At 53.4% G+C, this 22,993-nt stretch carries 19 protein-coding genes; 9 read left to right on the plus strand and 10 right to left on the minus strand.

What is annotated here, in order from left to right:
* Positions 1-67: 67 nt before the first annotated feature.
* Positions 68-1,168: an AI-2E family transporter gene (locus ELY33_RS01735; protein WP_126943008.1), complete on the minus strand. Its 1,101-nt coding sequence runs from the start codon at positions 1,166-1,168 to the stop codon at positions 68-70.
* Between the two features lie 191 nt (positions 1,169-1,359).
* Here ELY33_RS01735 and ELY33_RS01740 point away from each other — a divergent pair, with 191 nt between their 5' ends.
* Positions 1,360-2,193 carry an SIMPL domain-containing protein gene (locus ELY33_RS01740; protein ID WP_126943011.1) on the plus strand — a complete coding sequence of 278 codons (834 nt, stop codon included), beginning with the start codon at positions 1,360-1,362 and terminating at the stop codon, positions 2,191-2,193.
* On the opposite strand, the gene serS is transcribed toward ELY33_RS01740, so the two are convergent.
* Positions 2,132-3,409, minus strand: coding sequence for a serine--tRNA ligase (gene serS, locus ELY33_RS01745; protein ID WP_126943014.1), 1,278 nt, complete (start codon positions 3,407-3,409; stop codon positions 2,132-2,134). The two genes, ELY33_RS01740 and serS, sit on opposite strands and share 62 nt — an antisense overlap.
* Positions 3,410-3,638: 229 nt before the next feature.
* Between serS and ELY33_RS01750 the strand changes: the two genes are divergently transcribed.
* A complete protein-coding gene (locus ELY33_RS01750; RefSeq protein WP_244208542.1) occupies positions 3,639-3,761 on the plus strand; it encodes a DUF4202 domain-containing protein in 123 nt (40 codons plus the stop codon).
* 88 nt (positions 3,762-3,849) lie between these two features.
* Positions 3,850-6,954, plus strand: coding sequence for a D-2-hydroxyglutarate dehydrogenase YdiJ (ydiJ, locus tag ELY33_RS01755; RefSeq protein ID WP_126943017.1), 3,105 nt, complete (start codon positions 3,850-3,852; stop codon positions 6,952-6,954).
* A 31-nt stretch (positions 6,955-6,985) separates the two neighbouring features.
* Here ydiJ and trpC read toward each other — a convergent pair whose 3' ends face one another.
* From trpC to ELY33_RS01780, 5 genes are all read right to left on the minus strand, one after another.
* Complete coding sequence (gene trpC, locus ELY33_RS01760; protein WP_126943020.1) at positions 6,986-7,789, minus strand: indole-3-glycerol phosphate synthase TrpC; 804 nt, start codon at positions 7,787-7,789, stop codon at positions 6,986-6,988.
* A 9-nt stretch (positions 7,790-7,798) separates the two neighbouring features.
* Positions 7,799-8,818: an anthranilate phosphoribosyltransferase gene (gene trpD, locus ELY33_RS01765; RefSeq protein ID WP_126943023.1), complete on the minus strand. Its 1,020-nt coding sequence runs from the start codon at positions 8,816-8,818 to the stop codon at positions 7,799-7,801.
* Between the two features lie 36 nt (positions 8,819-8,854).
* Entirely contained in the window at positions 8,855-9,460 is a 606-nt protein-coding gene (locus ELY33_RS01770; RefSeq protein WP_126943026.1) for an anthranilate synthase component II, read from the minus strand.
* Between the two features lie 95 nt (positions 9,461-9,555).
* A complete protein-coding gene (fdhF, locus tag ELY33_RS01775; protein WP_126943029.1) occupies positions 9,556-12,363 on the minus strand; it encodes a formate dehydrogenase subunit alpha in 2,808 nt (935 codons plus the stop codon).
* Positions 12,360-14,099 (minus strand): NADH-ubiquinone oxidoreductase-F iron-sulfur binding region domain-containing protein, encoded by a 1,740-nt coding sequence (locus ELY33_RS01780; RefSeq protein ID WP_126943032.1) that lies wholly within the window; start codon positions 14,097-14,099, stop codon positions 12,360-12,362. The genes fdhF and ELY33_RS01780 overlap by 4 nt, the downstream gene beginning before the upstream one ends.
* 276 nt (positions 14,100-14,375) lie before the next feature.
* Here ELY33_RS01780 and ELY33_RS01785 point away from each other — a divergent pair, with 276 nt between their 5' ends.
* Complete coding sequence (locus tag ELY33_RS01785) at positions 14,376-15,293, plus strand: metal ABC transporter solute-binding protein, Zn/Mn family (RefSeq protein WP_126943035.1); 918 nt, start codon at positions 14,376-14,378, stop codon at positions 15,291-15,293.
* Between the two features lie 15 nt (positions 15,294-15,308).
* Here ELY33_RS01785 and ELY33_RS01790 read toward each other — a convergent pair whose 3' ends face one another.
* Positions 15,309-15,977, minus strand: a complete 669-nt coding sequence (locus ELY33_RS01790) for a phosphoglycolate phosphatase (RefSeq protein ID WP_126943038.1) — start codon at positions 15,975-15,977, stop codon at positions 15,309-15,311.
* Between the two features lie 124 nt (positions 15,978-16,101).
* Here ELY33_RS01790 and ELY33_RS01795 point away from each other — a divergent pair, with 124 nt between their 5' ends.
* Entirely contained in the window at positions 16,102-17,400 is a 1,299-nt protein-coding gene (locus ELY33_RS01795) for an NAD(P)/FAD-dependent oxidoreductase (RefSeq protein WP_126943041.1), read from the plus strand.
* A 9-nt stretch (positions 17,401-17,409) separates the two neighbouring features.
* On the opposite strand, the gene rpe is transcribed toward ELY33_RS01795, so the two are convergent.
* A complete protein-coding gene (rpe, locus tag ELY33_RS01800) occupies positions 17,410-18,111 on the minus strand; it encodes a ribulose-phosphate 3-epimerase (protein WP_126943044.1) in 702 nt (233 codons plus the stop codon).
* 219 nt (positions 18,112-18,330) lie between these two features.
* Here rpe and cysP point away from each other — a divergent pair, with 219 nt between their 5' ends.
* The 4 genes from cysP to ELY33_RS01820 are packed head-to-tail and all read left to right on the plus strand — an operon-like array spanning position 18,331 to position 22,150.
* Positions 18,331-19,368, plus strand: coding sequence for a thiosulfate ABC transporter substrate-binding protein CysP (gene cysP, locus ELY33_RS01805; protein WP_126943048.1), 1,038 nt, complete (start codon positions 18,331-18,333; stop codon positions 19,366-19,368).
* 9 nt (positions 19,369-19,377) lie between these two features.
* On the plus strand, positions 19,378-20,232 hold the full coding sequence (cysT, locus tag ELY33_RS01810; RefSeq protein ID WP_009722676.1) for a sulfate ABC transporter permease subunit CysT: 855 nt from the start codon (positions 19,378-19,380) through the stop codon (positions 20,230-20,232).
* Positions 20,232-21,059, plus strand: coding sequence for a sulfate ABC transporter permease subunit CysW (gene cysW / locus ELY33_RS01815; protein WP_009722675.1), 828 nt, complete (start codon positions 20,232-20,234; stop codon positions 21,057-21,059). Before cysT ends, cysW begins: the two co-directional genes overlap by 1 nt.
* A complete protein-coding gene (locus ELY33_RS01820) occupies positions 21,056-22,150 on the plus strand; it encodes a sulfate/molybdate ABC transporter ATP-binding protein (RefSeq protein ID WP_126943051.1) in 1,095 nt (364 codons plus the stop codon). Before cysW ends, ELY33_RS01820 begins: the two co-directional genes overlap by 4 nt.
* Before the next feature lie 75 nt (positions 22,151-22,225).
* On the opposite strand, the gene ELY33_RS01825 is transcribed toward ELY33_RS01820, so the two are convergent.
* Positions 22,226-22,840, minus strand: a complete 615-nt coding sequence (locus tag ELY33_RS01825; protein WP_126943054.1) for an alpha-ketoglutarate-dependent dioxygenase AlkB family protein — start codon at positions 22,838-22,840, stop codon at positions 22,226-22,228.
* Between the last annotated feature and the right edge of the window lie 153 nt (positions 22,841-22,993).

Raw genomic sequence — 22,993 nt, forward strand, 5'->3', positions numbered from 1 at the left:
AGCGGTAACTTTTTACACGTCATTTTCTGAACGTCCCCCTTTCCTTTTATTATTGACGCTTCGGCGACTAGCTCTCTCTGCGCTTCCACGGTGGACGACGTGCATCGCCAAGACGCGTGCGTTTCTGCCCTCCCGGCCCCAGCAAATGGGCAATCCAGCGAGTCTGGGGATGGCTATCCAAGGCAATTTTTAACGTCATTGTCAGAACGACTGATAACAGCATCCCTGCAGCACCAAAGATCCAGCCCCACACCACCAATGAAAGAAACGCTACAAATGTCGACAGCCCCAATGCCTGCCCCATCACTCGCGGTTCAATTAAATTACCCAAGACAAAATTAATCACCAAATAGGCAGATGCTAATAAAAGCGCCTGCAGTGCGCCGCCATCCTGGGAAACCAGCAATAGTAATACGGGAGGAATCGCCGCCAAGGCCGAACCGATATTGGGAATAAAGTTAAGCGCAAACGCCAGCACCCCCCACAGCAGCGGAAATTCTACGCCTACTATTACACAGGAAAGCCACACTAAAACCCCAGTGGTCAAGCTGATAACGGTCTTCACTGCTAGGTAGCGTTTTAGCGTTAAACTAAACTCGCTAAACCGCTTTAGACTCGGTGCTGGATTCTCAAGAGCGCGCGACACTTTATCTCGGAAATTTAGCGTTTCGAACAGCATGAAAATGACTAATAATCCGATAATACTGCCCTGCATAAAGAGATTGCCGAGCTCACCTAATAGCGCCGTCACCCAAGACCCATCGTCTTTCATGGCAAACACATTACTAAGCTGATCAGGATCAATAGCTAGCCCACGGCGAGAGAGCGCGTTCAGCAGATTCCAATAATGTTCATACAAACGCGATTCGATATCCGGTAGCGTCTCAACAAAAGTGCTAAAACTGTTTACTACCAACAAGCCAATTAAGGGAATAAATCCCAGCAGCACCATTAATGTCAAAAAAGCAGAAGCACGCATGCTTAAGCCGCAGCGGTTTAGCCACTGAACAGGCGACGTACATACAACAGCAATAAATACCGCTAATAAAAGGGGCACCAGAAGATCCGCCCCCGCCTTCATACCCGCAATAATAACCACGAGCGCGGCAAGCGCCAGGGTCGCATTCAAAGGAATACTACGATAATCCTCATCCGATAGCTTCGACATAGTCCTTTCCTTAACGTGTTATCTGCACACCATGGCTGCTCGCAAAATATTGCACACACCGTGACAATATTAAGCAACTATTTTCATCTACTCTAAGCAAATGAACTTTATTGTGCTTCGCTCTTCCAAGCAGCGTCACACTCTACGTTAGTTAACTCTCATCATTGGCTCTCTCGGTAAGGTAGTCACCTATGAACTTGGCAACTCCACATCTGAAACGTTTACGCTACGGCTTACTCGGTAGCGCGCTTCTCACCCTCCTCGCAACATCTGCGGCTCTCGCTGCACCACCCACCCCACCCAGCCTGCATGTCCAAGCACAGTCATGGGTGGAAGTAGCGCCTGATAAAGCGACTCTCTCTGCACGGCTATGGGAAAACACGCCAGCGGTTTCCACTTTGGAAGACACCGACAGTGTCGCACTGAGCGACGCCCGCAAACGGCTTGAAAATCGAGCCAGCGAGCTAATTAAAGCGATGGAAAACATCGGCATTGAACAACGCGCTATCAATGCAGGTTCACTTAATGTTTATCCTGAACACGTTGCTGGCCCGCGCAACGATGAGGGTGAACAAGAAACACTGATGCGCACCCGCTTAGAGCGCCCTTTCAATGTTGAGCTTACCAATATAGACCAATTGGGCGAGGTATTTGACGCATTGATAGGTGCTGGCGTAAACACGCTGGACGGCGTTCAGTTTGATCTTCAAGACCGTGACGCGGCCACCGATGAAGCGCTAACCAAAGCACTAGCAAAAGCCCGCCATAAAGCGGACTTGATGGCCAGTACGCTAGGCGTAAGGCTTGGCCAAGTGCAGCGCATTGAAGAAACTCAAGCCCCCATTTTCCAACCCCGCATGATGGCCATGCGCGCTGAGAGCGATGCGATGGGCAGTGGCTCAGCTAGCGACTACCGCCCCGGCACCATTCGTATCGATGCCGGGGTTAACGTCGAATGGACGCTTAGAGGGCAAGACGCTCGAGCCCGCCCAGGTAGGGTTGCAGAGGAGCAGGAACCGCAATAGAACCATCTGCCTGCTGATGGTTTTCAAGCACCGCCAGCAGGCACCGGCCCACCGCCAAGCCCGAGCCGTTCAGCGTGTGCAGTAACTGTGGTTTTTTAACCTCCGGATGACGGAAGCGAGCTTGCATGCGACGCGCTTGGAAATCTTCGCAATTAGAGACCGAAGAAATTTCCCGGTATGTTTCTTGGCTGGGCAACCATACTTCTAAGTCGTAGGTCTTCGCCGCCCCAAAGCCCATATCGCCAGTGCACAGCGTCACTACCCGGTAAGGTAATTCTAATGCTTGAAGAATCGCTTCGGCATGGCCGCGCATCTCTTCCAGGGCTTCATAGCTCTTTTCTGGCTCAACAATCTGCACCATTTCTACTTTATCGAACTGATGCTGGCGAATCATGCCGCGCGTATCGCGCCCATGGGAACCTGCTTCACTGCGGAAACAAGGCGTATGGGCAGTCAGCTTCATGGGCAATGCCGACTGATCCACAATCTCATCCCGCACGAAGTTAGTTAGCGGCACTTCCGACGTTGGTATCAGATGGTATTCCCGCTCGTCATCCAACTTGAACAAGTCTTCACCAAATTTCGGTAGCTGGCCGGTGCCCATCAGCGAATCGCGATTCACCATATACGGCACATAGCACTCTTCATAACCGTGCTGCTGAGTTTGGGTGTCAAGCATAAACTGCGCCAGCGCCCGGTGTAGGCGCGCAATCGGGCCGCGCATAACCGCAAAGCGAGCGCCTGTCAGCTTAGCCGCCAGCTCAAAGTCGAGATAGCCAGACTTCTTGCCAAGATCAACGTGGTCAAGCACCTCAAAATCAAATTCTCGCGGCGCCCCCCAACGGTGAAGTTCAACGTTATCGTTTTCACTTTTGCCCTCTGGCACGCTTTCATGGGGAAGGTTGGGAATACCGCTGATAGCATCGTCCCACTCTTCCTGCACCTCGGCCAGTTCCTTCTTGGCGTTATCCAGGCGCTCGCCTAAATCGCTCACCTCATCCAGCAACGGCTGAATATCGTCACCGTTAGCCTTCGCTTTACCAATCGCTTTTGAACGCATATTGCGTTCGTTTTGCAGCTGCTCAGTTTGGGTTTGCAACTCACGACGGCGCGACTCCAGCGCTTGCAGTGCCGCTTTATCAAGTTCGAAGCCCCGCCGGGCCAGTTGTTGCGCAGCCGCATCAAGATCACCGCGCAGCAGTTTTGGATCGAGCATGAGTTATCCCTTGGCCTGAAATCAGTGGAACACGGCGTACACTACCCGTGATAAGGGAGCCTATTGTAGGCAAAAGCACGGCAGGGGGCTATCGGGATTCAAACTGTGCGTGGTCCCCCTGTGCGGCTAGGTTGTTCAAACGATTATTACAGTGGCGCTGTTCAGTCTGGCATCGTAAGCAAAGTACAGCCGCGAAAGCTGAGTAGCGGGCGAAACGACTGCACAGCTGATGCGCGACACTGGTTATTGCGCCGCTGACGCCGAACGAACCGCAACAATTATCCGCAAGGGAAGTCTTGGTCGCGACTCCGATGTGCAAGCGCTAGTAAAAGAAGCGTTTGGCAGCGAATAAAGCGCACCACCAAGATGCAGAGCCGTGGTAGCTGCGGTAAAGTAGTGTCATCCCCTATCCGCTCCCAGCAGTGACGGCTTGATCAACTATGATTGCATCTTTGGATTCTCGTACGGCCCCGTTTAAACGCCTAAGCACCCATTATGTGCGCTTTCTCGAAGCCTTGCGCGCCCGCGGCTTTGAAGGCGAGATTGCCCCTGATTACGCCAACCGTACCGTGCTGGCGACGGATAACTCGATTTACCAGCGCCTGCCTCAAGCGGCGGTGTTTCCGAAGCATGCAGAAGATCTTGAGCGTCTGGCCAAGCTGGCGGCGGAACTGCCCCACCGCGATATTGTGCTCACGCCGCGGGGGGGCGGCACGGGTACCAATGGCCAGTCGTTGACCGACGGAATCGTGGTCGATGTTTCCCGTCATATGAATCAGATTCTTGAGATCGATGTAGAGGCACGGCGGGTACGCGTTCAGGCAGGCGTAGTGAAGGATCAGTTGAACGCCGCCTTAACGCCCCACGGGCTGTTTTTTGCCCCGGAGCTATCGACCTCTAACCGCGCTACCATCGGCGGCATGATCTCCACCGATGCCAGCGGTCAAGGCAGCTGCGAGTACGGTAAAACCCGTGACCACGTGCTGGAATTGGATACAGTTCTGCTGGGTGGTCAGCACTTGCACAGCCGTGCGTTAACGTCGGACGAAGAGCAGTCTGAGTGCCAGCAACCAGGTATTCTCGGCCGCGTGTACACCACCGCCGCCACGATTATTGACCAGCAGCGCGAGCTGATTGAGGCGAAATTTCCGCCGCTTAACCGCTGCTTGACCGGCTACGACTTGGCTCACCTGCGGGAAACGGACGGCCAGCTGAATTTGAATAGCCTGCTGTGTGGTTCGGAAGGCTCGTTAGGCTTTTTGAATGAAGCAGTGCTCAATGTACTGCCGATTCGATCGTTCTCCACCCTGGTTAACGTGCGTTATGCCAGCTTTATGGAGGCGCTGCGCGATGCCAAAGCGCTAATGACCGCTAGCGCACGCCCTACCTCAATTGAAACCATCGATGACACCGTGCTGCAGCTGGCCATGGAAGATTTTGTTTGGGACAGCGTGGCAGAGTTCTTCCCCGCCACCAGCAGCACGCCAATTCGCGGCATTAACCTGATTGAGTTTAACGACGATGATGAAAGTGCCCTTGCTGAACGCGTTCGTTCCTTTACCGAGCACCTTGGCCGCGATGCGACCGTCGAGCGTTTAGGTTATACCTTGGCCGAAGGCCGCCCGCAGATTCAAAAAGTTTACGCCATGCGCAAGCGTTCGGTGGGCTTGCTGGGGAACGTGCAGGGTGAAAAACGCCCGATTGCGTTTGTAGAAGACACCGCCGTACCACCAGAACATCTGGCTGATTTTATTGCTGAGTTCCGCGCCGCGTTAGATGCTCGACAGCTTTCCTACGGGATGTTCGGCCATGTGGATGCGGGGGTGCTCCACGTGCGCCCAGCGCTGGATATGAAAGATCCCGAGCAGGAAAAACTGATTCGGGAGATTTCCGATGAAGTAGTGGCACTCACTCAGAAGTACGGCGGCTTGTTATGGGGGGAGCATGGCAAAGGCGTACGTTCAGAGTACGGCCCTAAATTCTTTGGCGAGCTGTACCCCAGCCTGCAGCGGGTCAAAGCCGCGTTTGATCCACATAACCAATTAAACCCGGGCAAAATCGCGTCTCCCGCCGAAAGCAATGACCTGATCGCCAAAGACAGCGACCCTGAGCTGTTAACCGTCGATGGCGTTCCGATGCGTGGCCAGTTGGACCGCACCATTGATGAGCGTGCCTGGCAGGCTTACGACGCGGCGGTGTATTGCAACGGCAACGGTGCCTGTTACAACTACGATGTTGACGACCCTATGTGCCCTTCCTGGAAGGCCACCCGCGACCGGGTGCACTCGCCCAAGGGCCGTGCCAGCCTGATGCGTGAGTGGCTGCGCCTGCAGCAGGCGGCAGGTATTGATGTGGTGGAAGAGTCACGCAAGAAAAAAGCTGAGCGTACCTGGGGCTTTATCAAAAGTTTCCCTAAACGTGCCATGAACACCGTTAGCACACAGCAACACCACGACTATTCCCATCAGGTGTATGACGCCATGGCAGGCTGTTTGGCGTGTAAATCCTGTGCGGGGCAATGCCCGATTAAAGTCAACGTGCCGCAATTCCGCTCGCAGTTTTTAGAGGTCTACCACGGCCGCTATTTACGCCCGCTGCGCGATTACATAATCGGTGGCACCGAGTTCATGCTGCCGACACTGGCCAAGGTCGCGCCGTTGTACAACAGCCTGCTCAACCAGCGCTGGGTGGATAGCCTGATGCGTAAAGGGCTGGGAATGAGCGACTCTCCGCTACTCTCCCGTGCCAGTGTGAAGAAACAGCTGCGCGCCTGGGGCGTCGCAGAAGCCACGCCCACCTCGCTGGTACTGCTTACTGAGCAGCAGCGGGCTAACAGCGTGATTATCGTTCAAGACGCTTTCACCACGCACTTTGAAGCCAAGCTGGTGATGGATGTGGTGGAGTTGCTCTCCCGGCTTAATCTGAGGGTATTTGTGATGCCGTTTTCCGCCAACGGAAAGCCGCTGCAGGTACAGGGATTTTTGGGTGCCTTTGAGCATACGGCGGAAAAGCAGGCCAAGCGCCTGCGGGCGTTGGCCGAATTTGAGGTGCCGATGGTGGGGATCGACCCGGCGATGACGCTGACCTACCGCCAGGAGTACGTCAAAGCCTTAGGTGCCGAGCAGGTGCCCAGCGTGCTGATGCTGCAAGAGTGGCTGGCCACCCGTACCAATACGTTAGCGCCTAGCCAGCTCACGCTCACCGACCCAGGCTTTAAGCTGCTGTCTCACTGCACCGAAAAAACCAACGCCCCAGGCAGCCCCAAAGCATGGCAACAGGTGTTTGCGGCATTTGGCTTGCAGCTTGAGTTAGCCACCACAGGCTGTTGCGGCATGTCCGGTACCTACGGGCATGAAACCCGTAACGTCGAAACGTCGAAAACCATTTATGCCCAGTCCTGGCAACCTCAGGTGGAAGCAGACGACAACGCGGGCAGGCTACTGGCAACAGGCTACTCCTGCCGCAGCCAGGTGAAACGTTATTCGGCGCAAACGTTGCCTCACCCGCTTCAGGCACTGCTTACGTTCCTGAAGCAGGCAAGTTAATAAACGTAATAAACGTTTCAAACACCGTTGATTAAAAAAATAGCCGTTTGAGGGCCAGACCTGGGTCCTCTTCGCGCATAAAGGCTTCGCCGACCAGGAAGCCATTCACCTCGTGGTCACGCATAAGTTCTACATCATCGAGGGTATGGATACCGGACTCCGTGATAACTGTCACACCCTCGGGGATGCGTGGCAGAAGGTCCAGCGTGGTGTTAAGGCTAGTCTCGAAAGTATGCAGGTTGCGATTATTGATACCAACCAATTTTAGATCCAGCGCCAGGGCTCGCTCTAGCTCAACAGCGTCGTGCACTTCGACAAGCACATCCATGCCCAGGTCATTGGCCTGCTGATGCAGATCACGCAGTTGAGTATCGTCTAGGGCAGCCACAATCAGCAAGATGCAGTCTGCTCCGATAGCACGGGCTTCGGTTACTTGATAGCGATGGGTGATAAAATCTTTACGAATGACAGGAAGGTCACAGGCGTCTCGGGCAGCGATCAAAAAATCCTCATGCCCCTGGAAAAAATCCGCATCGGTCAACACTGATAAACAAGCCGCGCCGCCCTCGGCATAACGTTTAGCGATCTCATCGGGATGAAAATCTTCACGTATCACGCCTTTGGAAGGCGAAGCTTTTTTGATCTCAGCGATGACTGCCGCGTCGCCTGCGGCAATCCTGGCATTTAGCGCATTAATAAAGCCACGCGGGGCACTCTGTTTGTCGGCCAGCGCCAGCAGATCGGCTTCAGATACTGCCTGTTGGCGCTCGGCTACTTCTTCGTCTTTACGCGCCAAAATACGCGTTAAGATGGTTGGTGTTGTCTGGTCAGTCATTAGATTTTTTTACCCTTTAAAGACGCTAGTAAAGTGTGAAAGCTCTCGAAGCTTCTCTAGCGGTAACTTTGAGGCTTGGGCATCCTGAGCAACCATCACACCCTCTTTTAAGCTATCCGCCACACCAGAGCAGTAAAGTGCTGCCCCAGCGTTGAGCGCTACTATATCTGCCGCAGCACCCTCACCACTCAATGCGGCTTTCACTAATCTCAGGCTGTCTTCAGCACTGTTCGCTTTTAGTGGCGCTAAGCTTTGGCGCTCAATTCCTAGCTCTTCCGGGGTAATGGTGTACTCAGTAATTTCGCCATTTTGTAGTTCAGCCACGCGCGTCGGTGCCGCCAGCGAAATTTCATCTAACCCGTCTTCAGAGTGCACCACCAGTACGTGCCGACTACCAAGCTTTCGCAGCACTTCGGCCATCAACGGCACCAATTCAAGCGAATAAACACCCAGCACTTGGTTAGGCGCACTGGCGGGGTTAGTCAATGGGCCAAGGATGTTAAACAAGGTCCGCACCCCCATCTCTCGGCGTGGACCAATCGCGTAGCGCATGGCCGGGTGGTGATTAGGAGCAAACATAAAGCCCACGCCCACCTGCTCGATACAACGAGCCACTTGCTCAGGCTTAAGGTCAAGATAAATACCCGCAATATCAAAAAGGTCTGCACTGCCCGACGACGATGAAACGCTGCGATTACCGTGTTTGGCAACATGTGCGCCCCCGGCAGCGGCCACAAAACTGGCTGCCGTAGAGACATTGAACAAGTTAGCTCCATCGCCGCCAGTCCCCACGATGTCCACCACGTTATCGGTCTGTAACTCAACACGTTTCATTAAATCGCGCATGACTTGAGCGGCGGCGCTGATCTCCACAGCACTTTCGCCTTTCATGGCAAGGCCCACCAGCAGGCCGCCAATTTGCGCCTCGGAAGCTTCGCCGGTCATAATCTGGCGCATTAGCGTGTGCATCGCATCGAAAGAGAGGTCTTCGCGGCGCATCACCGCGTTAATTGCATCTCGCATTTGCATGAACAGAAAAGCCCCTAAAGCGTAAAAAGTTGGCAATCAGCCGCGTTGTAAAAAATTGGCCAATAACGCATGGCCCTGGCGTGTGAGTATTGATTCAGGATGAAACTGAACGCCTTCCACATCCAAAGTGCGGTGCCGAAACCCCATAATTAACCCCGGGGTGACGTCATCATCTGCCGTCCAGGCGGTGATGTCGAAGCAATCAGGCAGGCTTTCTTGTTCCACCACTAACGAGTGGTAACGGGTGACTTCAAGGGGATTTTCCAAACCGTTAAACACACCCTGCCCAAGGTGGATCACTGCCGAGGTTTTGCCATGCATCACCTGAGGCGCCTGTACCACTTTACCACCGTAAACCTGTCCAATCGCCTGATGCCCAAGACAAACTCCCAAAATAGGCAGCCTACCCGCGAAGTGGGCAATAGCCGCCAGCGATATGCCCGCTTCATTAGGGGTACATGGCCCAGGCGAAATAACCAAATGGGTAGGCGCTAAGGCGTCAATTTGTTCAAGGGTAAGCTCATCGTTGCGATAGGTCACTACTTCAGCTCCCAGCTCACCCAAGTACTGGACGATATTGAATGTGAAGCTATCGTAGTTATCGATCATCAACACACGCTTCACTGCCTGCACTTGCGCCATCGCCCCACTTACTCCGTCACATTAATAAAACCACTTTGTGGGGATGATACCCCATGCTAAGCATCACTTGCAGAGCTAAGGACTCGCTGACACATTCACCTTTCATTTAAAGGCGCTAACCGACAAGCCGCGTATTTGAACGCCGGTATTTTACCGTAGGGGTCAAGTGCTGGGTTGGTCAGTAAGTTGGCCGCTGCTTCAACATAAGCAAACGGCACAAACACCATACCCTCGGGTATTTTCGAATCCATTCTGGCGGTTAGCGTAATCGTTCCTCGTCGCGTTGTGATCGTCAGCTTTTCTCCTGGTGCAACGCCTAGACGGTTTAGTTCACCTGGAGAGAGGCTGGCTACGGCGTCGGGTTCTAGCGCGTCTAACACGTGGCTACGTCTTGTCATGGAGCCTGTATGCCAGTGCTCTAGCTGTCGACCGGTGGTTAATACCGTGGGGTAGGCATCATCCAACGGTTCATCCGGCGGCAAGGGGTGCGTAGGGGAGAATTTGGCTAAGCCACCGCTGCGTGGAAAAGCGTCGCTAAACACCACGTCCTGGCCAGGCAAATCATCCGCTGGGCATGGGTAAGTAACCGAACCTTCCCGCGCCAGCCGCTCCCAGGTGATGTGATTAAACGAGGGCATGCCTTGCTGCATTTCTACGAACACTTCCTGGGGGTGGGCATAGTTCCAACCTAGCCCAAAGCGCTTGGCAATCTCCTGGATAATCCACCAATCCGGCTTAGCGTCTCCCGGTAACGGCAGCGCCGCGCGGCCTAACTGCACTTGGCGGTTGGTGTTAGTCACGGTGCCATCTTTTTCAGGCCAGGCTGAAGCCGGCAGAATGACATCAGCAAACTGGGCGGTTTCAGTGACGAAAAGATCCTGCACTACCAAGTGCTCCAGCTTGCCAAGCGCCGCCCTGGCATGGGTCAGGTCCGGGTCAGACATCGCTGGGTTTTCACCTAGGATATACATTCCGCGCACCTCGCCAGCGTGGATAGCGTTCATTACTTCCACCACTGTCAGCCCGGGCTCATCGCTAAGCGGCGAGTTCCATAGCGCTTCAAAGGCGGCTCGCAACTGGCTATCCCCCACCGGCTGATAGTCAGGCAGCACCATGGGAATCAGCCCAGCATCCGAGGCACCCTGCACATTGTTCTGCCCGCGCAGTGGATGCAGGCCTGTGCCTGGACGGCCTGTGTGGCCACAAGCCAGCGCCAGTGAGATCAAGCAGCGGGCGTTGTCGGTGCCATGGGTATGCTGAGAAATGCCCATACCCCAGAATATCATGGCTTTCTCGGCGTTGGCATAGCGCCGCGCCACCTCTCGAAGAGTATCAGGCGCAACGCCACAAAATGCGCTCATGGCTTCAGGAGTGCTGTGGGCCACGCTCTGTTTCAGCGCTTCAAAGCCTTCCGTGTGGGCGTCAATGTAGGCTTGGTTATAGAGGCCTTCAGCAATGATCACGTGAAGCAATGCGTTGAACAACGAAACATCGGCACCCGGTGTAAAACGCACGCTTAGGCTGGCATAGGCATCTAATGCCTGCCCGCGAGGGTCGAGAATAATAATCTCAGTGCCGCGTTTAGCGGCTTGTTTGAAAAATGTGGCGGCCACTGGATGATTGACTGCAGGGTTACAGCCGGTAAGAATCACGACGTCTGCTTCTAAGGCTTGCATAAACGATGCCGTCACCGCCCCAGACCCCAGGCACTCCATTAGCGCAGCCACCGAACTGGCGTGACACAGCCGGGTGCAGTGATCAACGTTATTGCTGCCAAACCCTGTACGCACCAGTTTCTGGAATAGCCAAGCTTCTTCATTGGAACACTTGGCACTGCCAAAGCCTGCCAATGCTTTCGGGCCATGGGCAGTTTTAAGGTTGATTAAACCGCTCGCTGCAACCTCTAGTGCTTCTTCCCAGCTGGCCTCCCGGAAGTGACTAAGCGGCTTAGCAGGATCAAAACTCGCGTCGAGAGCCTTTGGCACACCAGGTTTACGCAGCAGCGGTTTGGTGAGCCGTGCCGGATGGCTGACATAGTCAAATCCAAAGCGTCCTTTCACGCATAAACGGCCCTGGTTGGCAGGTCCATTGCGCCCTTCCACGTAAGCCAAGGAGTCGTTATTAATATGGTAAGTAAGCTGGCAACCCACGCCACAGTAGGGGCAAACGGAATCAACCTGACGCTGACTTTCTGAATCACCGTGCCCAGCCGCATTTACCAGCGAAGCAGGCATTAGCGCACCCGTCGGGCAAGCCTGGACACACTCGCCACAGCCCACACAGGTGCTGTCGCCCATCGGGTCGTTAAAATCAAACACAACGGTGGCGGACGCGCCGCGCTGAGCCAGACCAATCACGTCGTTGCTTTGCACCTCACGGCAGGCACGGACACACAGGTTGCAGGTAATGCAGGCGTCTAAATTAACCTGCATAGCCGGGTGGCTGATATCCGGCTGGTGGATAGAGGGAGCCGCCGCCGCGTGAGTCACTGGGACTTTACGGCGCGGCGGAAGCCATGCTTTCACGGCATCGTCATTAACCGATAATTGCTCAGCCATCGCCCAAAAATGGCTCGAGCGGTCAGGACTTTCCGCTCGGGTTGGCTGGTCTGCCATGAACAGCTCCAGTACGGTTTCACGAGCCTGCACTGCGCGGGAAGAACTGGCGCTGCGCACCACCATGCCCGGCATTGCGTCCCGTATACAGCTGGCGGCTAAGGCGCGCTCGCCATCAATCTCGACCATACAAACCCGGCAGTTACCGTCGGCACGGTAACCCGGGGCCTCTTTGAAACAAAGGTGGGGAATAGTTTCTCCGGCACGTTTGGCAACCTGCCATAGAGTCTCACCGGGATAGGCAATAACCTCGTGGTCATCCAGGATAAGCGAAAACTCAGTAGTCATGGCGCGTCCCCTTCAGCCGCATCGCTGACAATAATCTGCTGTTTAGCAAGGATGGAGCGAAAATCTTTTAGCAGCCCAAGAACTGGGTTCGGTGCGGCTTGGCCTAAACCGCAAATCGACGCGTCCTGCATAACCTTGGCAAGCCGCGACAGTGCTTGCACATCCCAATGATCGCCCTCAAGCAGGGTCAACATCTTTTCAGTACCAACCCGGCAGGGAGTGCACTGCCCACAGGATTCATCTGTAAAAAAAGCCAACAAATTAGTGGCAACGGCCTGTAAATTATCGTGCTCGGAAAGCACCACAATAGCCGCCGAGCCAATAAAGCAGCCGTGCGCATTGAGGGTGTCGAAATCTAACGGAATATCCGCCTTGCTAGCAGGCAAAATACCTCCGGATGCTCCGCCGGGAAGGTACGCGGCAAGCACGTGCCCCTTAGCCATACCACCGCAATACTCATCAATTAGCTCACGTAGCGTAATACCTGCAGGCGCAAGATAAACACCAGGTCGATTTACCCGTCCGGAAACAGAAAAGCTGCGCAGGCCACTTCTGCCATTGCGCCCCTGCCCAGCAAACCACTCAGCCCCCTTCTTCCAAATGAGGGGTATCCAGTAAACCGTTTCAACGTTATTGACCAATGTCGGGCGGTCGAATAACCCTTGTTGGGCGACATAGGGAGGCCGGTGGCGAGGCTTGCCGGGTTTACCTTCAAGCGATTCAATCAGTGCCGACTCTTCGCCACATATGTAGGCCCCTGCGCCACGACGCATGACAATAAACCCAGGTGATACCAGCTGGGCTTCTTCCAATTCGGCAATCGCCTCATGTAGCACGCGATGAAGCCCTGGGTACTCATCGCGCAGGTAAATATAGAGCCGCTCGGCCTCTATCGCCCAGGCACTAACCAATGCTCCTTCCAAAAATTGGTGTGGGGCTTTTTCAAGGTAGAAGCGATCTTTGAAAGTGCCAGGCTCACCCTCATCCGCGTTAATCACACAGTAACGCGGCCCAGCCCCTTGGCGCACTGCCTGCCACTTTTTGAAAGTGGGAAAGCCAGCCCCACCAAGCCCGCGAAGCTGGGATTTTTCTAACAGTGTGCTCAGCGCATTGACGCTTACGTGACCATTATGGCATTGCGCTAGCAATTGAAAGCCGCCCTCTTGCTGATAGGCGGCTAGACGCTGCCAAACAATCGCTTCTGGGTGAAAGTGGCCAGTATCGACCACAGCCTCGACACCGTCCGCCGTGGCATAAAGCACGTGGTGGTGCCCGACTTCGGCAACCGGCGCATGGTTACAACGCCCCATGCAGGGAGCACGAATGACACGTACGCAGTCAGGGTCAACGCGCGCTTCAAGTGCTTGATGCAAAGCACTCGCGCCAGCCAACTGACAAGAAAGCGAATCACACACGCGAATAGTAGTATCGGGAGGAGGCACTTGGTGGTCATGAATCACATCGAAGTGAGCGTAAAACGTAGCGGTCTCGTACACCGCCGCCATAGGCAGGTTCATGTACGTTGCTAAGGCACGCAGTTCGACCAGGGATAAATAGCCGTGAGCATCCTGGATAGCGTGCAAATGTTCGATTAATAAGTCGCGGCCCTTAAGAGCCGGGAGGCGACGCTCGTCACCTAATAGTTCCCGTAACGCCGCCAGCGCTACGGGTGCCACGACGCGCCCCTGGGGGAAACCACGACGTCGGCGTGAGGTCACACCAATTTGAGAAGTCATTGCACACTATCCAAAAGAGCTGTTTATAAGAGCTGTTTTTAAGCGCTAGGTTAGATCATATAAGGGCTAAGCTTGTTGTTAGATGGGTGCCCTATGAGCTGCTGTTTTTGTTTGCAGACCTTTTAACAGCATAAAGGTTAACCCCGCATGGCGAAACTGCAGACGACATCTACAAACGCGCCAATGGTTCAAACGGTTTGGCATCACAATGAAACTGGCAACAGGCCTATACTATCTTTATTATCTGCCGACTTTTTAACGCGTTAGGAGCGTGACATGAACAATCGAGCACACTGGATAATCACGCTCGTATTGATGACGACTGTCAGCAGTACTCACGCGCAGGGGAACACCTCATTTAACGTTATCGCTTCGTTTTCAGTCATTAAAGATTTAATAAAGCGCGTGGCGGGAGACAGCATCAGCATTACAACCATTGTGCCAGCAGGTGAAAACGTTCACCGATGGGAGCTTCAACCGCCAAATGTCTTGGCCATTGAGAAAGCTGACATTGTTTTCTACAACGGATACGGACTTGAACCATGGATACGGCATATTGAAGCGATGGCAGACGATTCGCTCACGCTGACAGCCCTTGCAGAAAGCGCCGATTATGAGCCGCTAATGATACCGGTAGGTCAATATAAAGATGATTCTGACCCGCATATGTGGATGGACCCAAAGGGGGCAGCTGCTTATGTTGATGTGATAGAAAAAACCCTTATTAAGCACTACCCCGAGTACGCTGATGCCTTTACCACACGGGCTACTGAGACTCGTGAAGCATTGGCGCTATTAGATCGACAGATCAGAGAGCGACTGGAAGGCATACCGCAAACCAACCGCATGCTCACCACCAGTGAAGCCTCCATGGCCTACTTCGCCCGCGCGTACGTTTTTGAGTACGCGGCCATTTGGGGAATTAGCAGTGAGACGATTGGCAGTGCGCAAGCAATGGAAGCAATGAGTGTGCATCTTTCCCACAAGCGACCGCCGGCGCTGTTCTATGAAAGTACCTCGCCCTATATTCACATGGATGCGCATGCCCGAGAAACAGGACTTACACTGGCAGGGCCCTTATACGTAGACACCTTGAGTGATGCCGACGGCCCTGCCTATAACTACCCTGCCATGCTGCGCCATAACGCTGAATTACTGCATAAATACCTAGGCGGCGCACGGGCAGAAAAATAGCCTCGGCAGCGTTTTTTATTCGGTTAGCGCCAGCAATGAACTAATGATCAGGTCAGGCTGGCTATGCTCGATTGGCTCACCGTGGTTATAGCCGTAAGGTAACGCCACGGTGGTAAAGCCAGCGGCCTTGCCCGCAGCAATGTCGTGGCGCGAATCACCCACCATAACACTTGCCGAAGGTGGAGTATCTAGCCGTTGAGCCATATAGAGTAGCGGCAGCGGGCTGGGTTTTTTCTCGGCCAGACTGTCGCCGCCCAAGCAGTGCGTAAATAGCGGCAATAGATCAAAGTGACCTAAAATTGGGGCAATAAATCGTTCCGGCTTGTTGGTAATCAATACCAGTGAATAGCCTGCCTTGTACAAATCATGCAGTGCTGTTCGCACCCCTGGGTAGAGCTGAGTTAGCGCATTGGGGGCAGCCGCGTAATGGCACATGAAAGCCTCATAGGCAGTGGCTTGCAATGCCTGCCCCGGAGCAACTGATAATGCCCAAGTTAGCGCCCTTTCAATAAGTACCTGAGCGCCATTACCTACCCAGTCGCGTACACGTTCTTCACCGGGCACAGGTAGTCCAACGTCATCGAGCGCATGCCGAACCGCCACCGCCAGATCCGGAACCGAATCAATCAACGTGCCATCTAGATCAAATGCTATTAACCGCTTACCCTGCAAAATTGCATGCACGTCGCGCTCTCCCCAAAAGTCTTTCTCAGACACGCTATTAAATTTTATTATCTTACCTGCTTAGCACGTCGCCAGACATACGGGAAAGTTCTATGCTGAGACTATCTTATGTAAGGAGAAAGCAATGGCCATTCCTCGAATTGTGATTGTCGGCGGCGGTGCCGGTGGTCTTGCCCTAGCAACACGTTTAGGGCGTACCCTGGGAAAAAAAAAGCGTGCTGAAATTGTCCTGTTAGATAGCAATGCCACCCATGTATGGAAACCATTGCTGCACGAACTTGCCACTGGGGTATTGAACTCCAGTATGGATGAGGTCGATTACCGTGGGCACTCTTCCGCGCACCATTACCGTTACCAGCGCGGCTCGTTAAATGGCCTAGATCGCAAACAAAAAGTCATTCATCTAGCGCCCATTAAGGATGAAGACGGCGATGAAGTCCTTCCCTCTCGGCAGCTGACTTACGACTATCTAGTCATAGCGCTCGGCAGTATTTCCAATGATTTTGGCACAACAGGCGTTGCTGAACACTGTCACTTTATTGATTCACCTCAGCAGGCTAAAGCGTTTCAGCGCGATATGATCAATACCTTTTTGCGTTATACCGATCCAGCGCTGCGCCAAAACGCTGAACTGACCATTGGCATTGTAGGCGGTGGCGCCACAGGCGTAGAGCTTTCTGCCGAGCTTCTGGACGCTTCACGCTTGCTTAACGCCTACGGCGTAACTGCCATTGACCACCAAACAATCAGCGTACACCTCATCGAAGCTGCACCCCGCCTGCTACCAGGTTTATCCGAACGTATTAGCGAAACCGTGCAACAAGAGCTTAAAAGCATGGGCGTAGCCGTCCACGTCGGCACCGCTATTCAAGAGGCTCAGCAGTATCAGTTGGTGACCGGCGATGGTGAGGTTATCAAAACGGACCTGAACGTGTGGGCAGCCGGCATTAAAGCACCGCCCTTTTTGGCTGAACTAGACCTAAGCACGAATAAGAAAAATCAAATTAATGTTCTTCAAACGCTGCAGAGCGTCGATGACCCCTATATTTTTGCCATAGGCGACTGTGCCAACTGCCCCCAAGGCGAAGACAGCACCGTACCACCTCGCGCCCAGGCTGCTCATCAACAAGCCAAAGTACTGGCCAAAAACCTTGTGCACTGCCTAGAGAGCAAACCCCTGCAAAATTTTACGTATCGCGATCACGGCTCGTTAGTGTCGCTTGCCCGCTACGATGCCGTAGGCAATCTGATGCGCAGTTCCGCGTCTCGTGGACTATTTTTGGAAGGCTGGTTAGCGCGCCAAGCCTACGCTTCGCTTTACCGAATGCATCAGCTCTCTATTCATGGCGCGCCAAAAACAGGGTTGGCGTGGCTGGTTGATAAGCTAAACCGTTATTTAAAGCCCCGCATGAAATTGCATTGAGCTTATCGCTTAACCGTTGGCTTTTGCCAACTCGGCACGCATTTGCTGGATAACACTATCGTAACCGTGCGGATCGCTTTTCTGGTGAGCACTAAAAATAGCCGAGCCAGCGACAAAGGTATCAGCACCTGCCGCAGCGATATCAGCAATGTTATCCACTTTAACACCACCATCGATTTCTAAGCGGATAGGGCGACCTGAGGCATCAATGCGTGCCCGTGCTTCACGCAATTTATCCAGCGTACCAGGAATAAATGACTGGCCGCCAAAGCCCGGGTTGACGCTCATCAGCAGCACCATATCGATTTTTTCCATGACATAATCCAGGTATGACAGCGGCGTCGCCGGATTAAAAACCAGCCCTGCTTTACAGCCACTATCACGAATCAGCTGTAGCGAACGATCCACATGCTCAGAGGCTTCTGGGTGAAAAGTGATGTAACTTGCCCCAGCTTCGCTAAAATCACCAATCATCTGATCCACCGGCTTGACCATGAGATGCACATCAATCGGCGCCGTCACGCCATGCTGACGCAGTGCTTTGCATACCATCGGCCCAATCGTCAGGTTCGGCACATAGTGATTATCCATGACATCGAAATGGACAATATCGGCTCCAGAGGCCAACACGTTGTCGACCTCTTCACCAAGACGCGCGAAATTAGCGGAAAGAATCGAAGGGGCAATCAGGAAGTCCTGCTCAGCGCTCATAGTGCATTCCTAGGTTAACAGGGGAAAGAAAGGCAAACATCTTAACAGAGCCACCTACGAAGCCCCATCCTCATGCCGTTAAAGCCTAGTCACTACATCTACGCGTATCTTTAAATACATATTTCTAAATAGAATATAAAACATAATTGTAATTCCACAATCACAGGTTTACCCTTACTCACATTACGATTACACCGCCCCCTATGTAAGGAGCCTGCAATGATGCGTTCTACTTTTTCCCGTACTGGCCTTCGCCGCAGCCTGCTGGCCGCTGCTATTGGCACGGCTGTGGCTGCCACCGCAGTTTCCAACACGGCAATGGCCCAAGAGCGCGAACTACTAAACTCTTCTTACGATATCGCCCGTGAATTATTTTCAGCTATCAATCCAGAATTCCAAGCATGGTGGCAAGCAGAGCATGGCGAAGAGATTGCCATTAGCCAGTCTCACGGTGGTTCTTCTGCACAAGCCCGCGCGATCATGCAAGGCTTGCGTGCGGATGTCGTCACGTTTAATCAGGTGACCGATGTTCAAGTACTTGCGGATGCAGGCTTAGTGGCGGAAGACTGGCAGGAAGCGTTTGATAACAATGCGTCTCCTTACTACTCCACTACCGCGTTTTTAGTGCGTAAAGACAATCCAAAAGGTATCGAAAGCTGGGATGATCTCGCCAATGAGGACGTGCAAATCGTTTTCCCAAACCCAAAAACATCGGGTAACGGACGCTACACCTACCTAGCCGCCTGGGGATTTGCCGAGAACGAATTTGACGGTGATGAAGAGCAGATTCAGGACTTCATGCGCACTTTCCTGCGCAATGTTGCAGTGTTCGATACCGGTGGCCGCGGTGCAACCACTAGCTTTATCGAACGTGGCATTGGCGACGTACTGATCAGTTTTGAGTCGGAAGTGAACAACATCCGTAGCGAATACGGTAGCGACGACTACGAAGTCATTGTGCCGCCGGTCAGCATACTTGCCGAGTTCCCCGTCGCAGTTGTCGGTGAAAACGCAGAGCGCAATGGCAATAGCGACCTTGCACAGAGCTACCTTGAGTACCTTTACCGTGAAGACACTCAGCGTTTACTAGCGGGCTTTAACTATCGCGTTCACGATGAAACGGTCGTCGCCGAATTTGCCGACCAATTCCCCGACACCGAGCTGTTTGAAGTTGAAGACGTGTTTGGCAGCTGGGAAGAAGCAATGGAGAACCACTTTGAAGGTGGTGCCCTTCTTGATCAACTGCAACGTCGTTAACGGACGCCTATGAGCCAGCTAGCATTATGGCGGTCCGGCAGCGCACGCGTGCTGCCGGGCTTTGGCCTGTCTATGGGGATCAGTGTTCTGTTCATTTCGCTGGTACTCCTTCTACCGATCACCGGGCTATTTGGCCAACTGGCAGGGCTTAGCCTTGCCGAATACTGGGCCATTATTACCGAAGGCCGTGTGGTGGCCAGTTACATGGTCACCATAGGAGCAGCAGCCGTCGCGGCGCTTGTTAATGCCGTGTTTGGATTACTACTAGCCTGGGTGCTGGTCCGCTATGAGTTTCCCGGCAAGCGTCTTTTAGATGCCTTAATGGATTTGCCCTTCGCGCTCCCCACGGCGGTAGCAGGTATTACTCTAGCGACGCTGTATGCGGGCAACGGCTGGATGGGCAGCTTATTAGAACCGTTAGGGTTTCAAGTCGCCTACACCTGGGTAGGTATTGCACTGGCCATGGCGTTTACCAGCATTCCGTTTGTAGTTCGCACCGTGCAGCCGGTACTGGAAGATTTACCCGCAGAAGTTGATGAAGCAGCGATGTCGCTTGGTGCAACCGATGGCGTAGCGTTTCGACGTGTGATCATGCCGCACCTGTGGCCAGCACTGGTTACCGGCACTGGGTTAGCCTTTGTGCGCTCGCTGGGTGAGTTCGGGGCAATTATTTTTATTGCGGGTAACATGCCCTACGAAACCGAAATCACCGCGCTGATGATTTTCGTCAAACTGCAAGAGTACGACTACGCGGGCGCCTCCGCGATCGCCTCTGTCGTGCTCTTTGTGTCACTGGCTTTACTGCTGGCGATTAATATTTGGCAAGGACGCTTTGTGCGCCGCTTGCATGGAGGAAAAGGCTGATGCGCAGAATTGGTGATGCACCCGCCGTGCGGCGTTTACTTATTGGCGCCGCACTGTTGCTGTCAGCGCTATTTTTGCTGCTGCCCTTGGTGGCAATTTTCGCCCAGGCGTTTTCCCAAGGCGTGATGGTGTTTTGGGCCAACGTTAGCAACACGTTCACCTTGCATGCGATTGGCTTGACGCTGGTCATTGCACTACTGACCATTCCAGTGTGTTTAGTATTCGGCGTCGCACTGGCGTGGCTGGTAACCCGCTTTAGCTTTCCCGGGCGGCGTATTCTGCAAACGCTGATTGATATACCTTTTGCCGTTTCTCCCGTAGTGGCCGGGCTTATTTACTTGTTGCTTTATGGCCGCAATGGCTGGATTGGCAGCTGGCTAGACACCCACGATATTCAACTAATGTTCGCTTGGCCCGGCATTTTAATGGTGACCATTTTCGTCACCTGCCCCTTTGTGGCACGCGAGCTAATTCCGCTCATGCAGGCCCAGGGCTCGCGAGAAGAAGAAGCGGCCGTGACCCTGGGCGCCGGCGGCTGGACGACCTTTCGGCGCGTCACGCTGCCTAACATTCGCTGGGCGTTGCTGTACGGGATCATTCTCACTAACGCTCGTGCCGTGGGTGAATTTGGTGCCGTTTCGGTGGTCGCAGGTGCCATTCGCGGGAAAACAAACACGTTACCGCTGCATTTAGAGCAGCTTTATCAGGATTACAACGCGGTAGGCGCGTTTGCTAGCGCCGCACTTCTGGCCCTTATTGCCCTGTTAACTCTTGCGGCCAAGGCAGGCCTGGAATGGCGCGCAGCGCGCCAGGAGGCATTTTTATGAGTATTCGCTTACAAAACATCGCCAAGCACTTTGCCAATACTCAAGCGCTTGAGCCGATCAATCTGGACATTCATGAAGGCGAACTAGTCGGCCTACTTGGCCCGTCTGGCTCAGGCAAAACCACACTACTGCGTATCATTGCGGGTTTGGAAAGCGCTGATCGCTCTCCGCAACCGGGTAAAATATTGTTCGGCGACCGCGATGTAACCAATGTCCACGTTCGCGATCGCCGCATTGGCTTTGTCTTCCAACATTACGCGCTATTTCGCCACATGAGCGTATACGACAATGTGGCCTTTGGGTTAACCGTGATGCCCAAAAAACGCCGCCCTTCCAACGGTGAGATTCGTGCCCGCGTATTTAGGCTGCTGGAGATGGTTCAACTACAGCATTTAGCTAACCGCTTGCCTGCCCAGCTCTCTGGTGGCCAACAACAACGTGTGTCGCTTGCACGCGCCCTGGCCGTTGAGCCGGACGTGTTGCTATTGGATGAGCCGTTTGGTGCGCTGGATGCCAAGGTACGCCAGGATCTGCGACGCTGGCTACGCCGCTTGCATGAAGAACTTAACTTTACCAGCGTGTTTGTTACCCACGATCAAGAAGAAGCGCTGGAGCTCTCTGACCGTGTCGTGGTAATGAGTAACGGACGTATCGAGCAAATTGATACACCTGAAGCACTCTACCGTTCGCCTATTAACCGCTTTGTGTTTGAGTTTCTTGGTGACGTTAACCATTTAGAAGGCAATGTACATCAGGGTGTACTCACCTGCGGTGACGCTCGCCTGAATGTTGACTTGCCTGACGGTAACGAAGAGCTATTACTGCGCCCTCACGAAGTGCGCCTTGCCGAGCAACCTAGCGCAGAAAGCCACCTTCCAGTAACTATTACAGCCATTTCGCCAGTAGGCGCTGAAGTGCGGGTTGAGCTGGAAGCCGACTGGCTGGCCAAGCCGTGGCTTGCGACAGTGCGCCATGCTGATTTTGAGCAGCTTCAGATGCGTCGTGGGCAGCGCCTTTTTGCCCATCCACGCCAGTGGCATCGCTTTCCCAACGCGGAGTCAAAAGTAACGGAGCAAAGCCGCGTCGCTTAGTGCATTTCAACTGCAAACAGAGACGGCAGCTTTAGTTAGTGAATGCTCAGGCTGCCAACCTGTGGCAGCAAAAGGCTAGCGCATTTGCCTAAAGGTAAGGCTCACCCGAGGTTCAACATCTTTCTTGGTTTTAGGAAGACTGTGCAGCCAGTTAGCTTGGGTAGAGCCTTTCATGATTAATAAACTACCGTGCTCTAGGACAAGTGATGCCTTCTCACCTGTGCCTTTATGTTTAAACAAAAACTTCCTTTCGCCGCCTAGGCTCAGCGCAGCGATTACTCCGTTCTCAACAAGGTCTTTTTCAGCATCACTGTGCCAACCCATACCTTCTGCGCCCGAATGGTAAAAATTACACAGGCACGAATTAAATACGTCACCGCAGTGACTTTCCACTACCTGCTTGATCTCTTGTAAAAAACTAGGCCACGCTGACGCCATCTTTGTATATCCAGAGTACGTATATGAGACTAGCTCATCCGCGTACCAGGCTATTTTCCTCTTTGTAACGATCTCTTTCCCGTAAATAAACGAGCGATCATGCTCCCAACTGAGCTCGCTTCGGCACTTTTCGAAATAAGCATCGGCGGTGGCCTTATCTAAAATTTTGCCGTAGTAATGAACCGCCCCCTCCTGTGGAAGTAGATTGATCAATTTCATGTCGTCATTTTCAAACAGATCTGTAAGCATCATAGTTATGCCTATTTTGTGCTGACCACATAGACAGCAAGAAACGGATCTTCCCATAACAAAAAAGAAGGCGATACTGAACCCCACGAGGCTACCCCCTTTTGACTATTAGCAAACCTTGAAATGGGCATAGCATTAAAGCAACAGAACACCCCA

The sequence above is a fragment of the Vreelandella andesensis genome (assembly GCF_003989795.1).
GTDB classification, from domain to species: domain Bacteria; phylum Pseudomonadota; class Gammaproteobacteria; order Pseudomonadales; family Halomonadaceae; genus Vreelandella; species Vreelandella andesensis.

What these genes read in the sequence shown, in the direction of transcription:
- ELY33_RS01735 (WP_126943008.1), bottom strand. Translation starts at nt 1,168, where the DNA reads ATGTCGAAGCTATCGGATGAGGATTATCGTAGTATTCCTTTGAATGCG.
- ELY33_RS01740 (WP_126943011.1), top strand. Translation starts at nt 1,360, where the DNA reads ATGAACTTGGCAACTCCACATCTGAAACGTTTACGCTACGGCTTACTC.
- serS (WP_126943014.1), bottom strand. Translation starts at nt 3,409, where the DNA reads ATGCTCGATCCAAAACTGCTGCGCGGTGATCTTGATGCGGCTGCGCAA.
- ELY33_RS01750 (WP_244208542.1), top strand. Translation starts at nt 3,639, where the DNA reads ATGCGCGACACTGGTTATTGCGCCGCTGACGCCGAACGAACCGCAACA.
- ydiJ (WP_126943017.1), top strand. Translation starts at nt 3,850, where the DNA reads ATGATTGCATCTTTGGATTCTCGTACGGCCCCGTTTAAACGCCTAAGC.
- trpC (WP_126943020.1), bottom strand. Translation starts at nt 7,789, where the DNA reads ATGACTGACCAGACAACACCAACCATCTTAACGCGTATTTTGGCGCGT.
- trpD (WP_126943023.1), bottom strand. Translation starts at nt 8,818, where the DNA reads ATGCAAATGCGAGATGCAATTAACGCGGTGATGCGCCGCGAAGACCTC.
- ELY33_RS01770 (WP_126943026.1), bottom strand. Translation starts at nt 9,460, where the DNA reads ATGGCGCAAGTGCAGGCAGTGAAGCGTGTGTTGATGATCGATAACTAC.
- fdhF (WP_126943029.1), bottom strand. Translation starts at nt 12,363, where the DNA reads ATGACTACTGAGTTTTCGCTTATCCTGGATGACCACGAGGTTATTGCC.
- ELY33_RS01780 (WP_126943032.1), bottom strand. Translation starts at nt 14,099, where the DNA reads ATGACTTCTCAAATTGGTGTGACCTCACGCCGACGTCGTGGTTTCCCC.
- ELY33_RS01785 (WP_126943035.1), top strand. Translation starts at nt 14,376, where the DNA reads ATGAACAATCGAGCACACTGGATAATCACGCTCGTATTGATGACGACT.
- ELY33_RS01795 (WP_126943041.1), top strand. Translation starts at nt 16,102, where the DNA reads ATGGCCATTCCTCGAATTGTGATTGTCGGCGGCGGTGCCGGTGGTCTT.
- rpe (WP_126943044.1), bottom strand. Translation starts at nt 18,111, where the DNA reads ATGAGCGCTGAGCAGGACTTCCTGATTGCCCCTTCGATTCTTTCCGCT.
- cysP (WP_126943048.1), top strand. Translation starts at nt 18,331, where the DNA reads ATGATGCGTTCTACTTTTTCCCGTACTGGCCTTCGCCGCAGCCTGCTG.
- cysT (WP_009722676.1), top strand. Translation starts at nt 19,378, where the DNA reads ATGAGCCAGCTAGCATTATGGCGGTCCGGCAGCGCACGCGTGCTGCCG.
- cysW (WP_009722675.1), top strand. Translation starts at nt 20,232, where the DNA reads ATGCGCAGAATTGGTGATGCACCCGCCGTGCGGCGTTTACTTATTGGC.
- ELY33_RS01820 (WP_126943051.1), top strand. Translation starts at nt 21,056, where the DNA reads ATGAGTATTCGCTTACAAAACATCGCCAAGCACTTTGCCAATACTCAA.
- ELY33_RS01825 (WP_126943054.1), bottom strand. Translation starts at nt 22,840, where the DNA reads ATGATGCTTACAGATCTGTTTGAAAATGACGACATGAAATTGATCAAT.